This is a genomic window from Enterovibrio paralichthyis, from assembly GCF_019209835.1.
GTDB lineage: Bacteria > Pseudomonadota > Gammaproteobacteria > Enterobacterales > Vibrionaceae > Enterovibrio > Enterovibrio paralichthyis.
The window spans coordinates 1-2,920 of sequence record NZ_JAHUTS010000056.1; the positions used below are offsets into that span (position 1 = coordinate 1).

A 2,920-nucleotide genomic window follows, 5' to 3' on the forward strand; every position below is an offset into this window, starting at 1 on the left:
TGTTCTTGTTAAGAACAACCTTGGTTGCTGTTTTGTCTTCACTTTCAAAAAGTGAAAGCAAACGAAAACATACGAAACCTCTTGGGGTTGTATGGTTAAGTGACTAAGCGTACACGGTGGATGCCTTGGCAGTCAGAGGCGATGAAGGACGTAGTAACTTGCGATAAGCCCAGATAAGGCAGTAACAGCCATTTGAATCTGGGATTTCCGAATGGGGAAACCCACTGGCATAAGCCAGTATCCCACACTGAATACATAGGTGTGTGGAGGCGAACTCGGGGAACTGAAACATCTAAGTACCCGAAGGAAAAGAAATCAATTGAGATTCCGGCAGTAGCGGCGAGCGACCCCGGATTAGCCCTTAAGCGTTTTATGAGTTAGTGGAAGCCTCTGGAAAGTGGCGCGATACAGGGTGATAGCCCCGTACACGACGGCTTGTTTAACGTGAAAACGAGTAGGACGGGACACGTGTTATCTTGTCTGAAGATGGGGGGACCATCCTCCAAGGCTAAATACTCCTGACTGACCGATAGTGAACCAGTACCGTGAGGGAAAGGCGAAAAGAACCCCTGTGAGGGGAGTGAAATAGAACCTGAAACCGTGTACGTACAAGCAGTGGGAGCCTCCTTGTGGGGTGACTGCGTACCTTTTGTATAATGGGTCAGCGACTTACGTTATGTAGCAAGGTTAACCGTATAGGGGAGCCGTAGGGAAACCGAGTCTTAACTGGGCGAATGAGTTGCATGACGTAGACCCGAAACCGAGTGATCTAGCCATGGGCAGGTTGAAGATTGAGTAACATCAATTGGAGGACCGAACCGACTAATGTTGAAAAATTAGCGGATGACTTGTGGCTAGGGGTGAAAGGCCAATCAAACTCGGAGATAGCTGGTTCTCCCCGAAAGCTATTTAGGTAGCGCCTCGGACGAATACTACTGGGGGTAGAGCACTGTTAAGGCTAGGGGGTCATCCCGACTTACCAACCCTTTGCAAACTCCGAATACCAGTAAGTACTATCCGGGAGACACACGGCGGGTGCTAACGTCCGTCGTGAAGAGGGAAACAACCCAGACCGCCAGCTAAGGTCCCAAAGTTATCGCTAAGTGGGAAACGATGTGGGAAGGCTCAGACAGCCAGGATGTTGGCTTAGAAGCAGCCATCATTTAAAGAAAGCGTAATAGCTCACTGGTCGAGTCGGCCTGCGCGGAAGATGTAACGGGGCTAAGCGATACACCGAAGCTGCGGCAGTGCAATTTATTGTATTGGGTAGGGGAGCGTTCTGTAAGCCGTTGAAGGTGGTCTGTAAGGGCTGCTGGAGGTATCAGAAGTGCGAATGCTGACATGAGTAACGACAAAGGGGGTGAAAAACCTCCTCGCCGGAAGACCAAGGGTTCCTGTCCAACGTTAATCGGGGCAGGGTAAGTCGGCCCCTAAGGCGAGGCCGAAAGGCGTAGTCGATGGGAAACGGGTTAATATTCCCGTACTGCTGATAACTGCGATGGGGGGACGGAGAAGGCTAGGTGGGCCTCGCGACGGTTGTCGAGGTTCAAGTGCGTAGGTGGGTGTCTTAGGCAAATCCGGGACGCTATACACTGAGACACGATGTCGAGTCACTACGGTGATGAAGTCATTGATGCCATGCTTCCGGGAAAAGCCTCTAAGCTTCAGGTTATCAGGAACCGTACCCCAAACCGACACAGGTGGTCGGGTAGAGAATACCAAGGCGCTTGAGAGAACTCGGGTGAAGGAACTAGGCAAAATGGTACCGTAACTTCGGGAGAAGGTACGCTGCCCGCGGTGAAGTCCCTTGCGGATGGAGCTATGGGCAGTCGCAGATACCAGGTGGCTGCAACTGTTTATTAAAAACATAGCACTGTGCAAAATCGAAAGATGACGTATACGGTGTGACGCCTGCCCGGTGCTGGAAGGTTAATTGATGGGGTTAGGGTTAAACCGAAGCTCTTGATCGAAGCCCCAGTAAACGGCGGCCGTAACTATAACGGTCCTAAGGTAGCGAAATTCCTTGTCGGGTAAGTTCCGACCTGCACGAATGGCGTAATGATGGCCACGCTGTCTCCACCCGAGACTCAGTGAAATTGAAATCGCAGTGAAGATGCTGTGTACCCGCGGCTAGACGGAAAGACCCCGTGAACCTTTACTACAGCTTGGCACTGAACATTGAGCCTACATGTGTAGGATAGGTGGGAGGCTTTGAAGACGTGACGCCAGTTGCGTTGGAGCCGACCTTGAAATACCACCCTTGTATGTTTGATGTTCTAACTTGGCCCCATTATCTGGGGTGAGGACAGTGCCTGGTGGGTAGTTTGACTGGGGCGGTCTCCTCCCAAAGAGTAACGGAGGAGCACGAAGGTGGGCTAATCACGGTCGGACATCGTGAGGTTAGTGCAATGGCATAAGCCCGCTTGACTGCGAGAATGACGGTTCGAGCAGGTGCGAAAGCAGGTCATAGTGATCCGGTGGTTCTGAATGGAAGGGCCATCGCTCAACGGATAAAAGGTACTCCGGGGATAACAGGCTGATACCGCCCAAGAGTTCATATCGACGGCGGTGTTTGGCACCTCGATGTCGGCTCATCACATCCTGGGGCTGAAGTCGGTCCCAAGGGTATGGCTGTTCGCCATTTAAAGTGGTACGCGAGCTGGGTTTAGAACGTCGTGAGACAGTTCGGTCCCTATCTGCCGTGGGCGTTGGATGATTGAGAGGGGCTGCTCCTAGTACGAGAGGACCGGAGTGGACGAACCTCTGGTGTTCGGGTTGTCACGCCAGTGGCATTGCCCGGTAGCTAAGTTCGGAATCGATAACCGCTGAAAGCATCTAAGCGGGAAGCGAGCCTCAAGATGAGTCATCCCTAGAGCTATAAGCTCTCTAAAGGGTTGTTGGAGACTACGACGTAGATAGG

1 rRNA gene is annotated in these 2,920 nt (G+C 52.0%); it reads left to right on the plus strand.

What is annotated here, in order from left to right:
- Positions 1-93 precede the first annotated feature (93 nt).
- Positions 94-2,920: ribosomal RNA gene (locus KU854_RS24605) — 23S ribosomal RNA — on the plus strand; the annotation flags it as partial.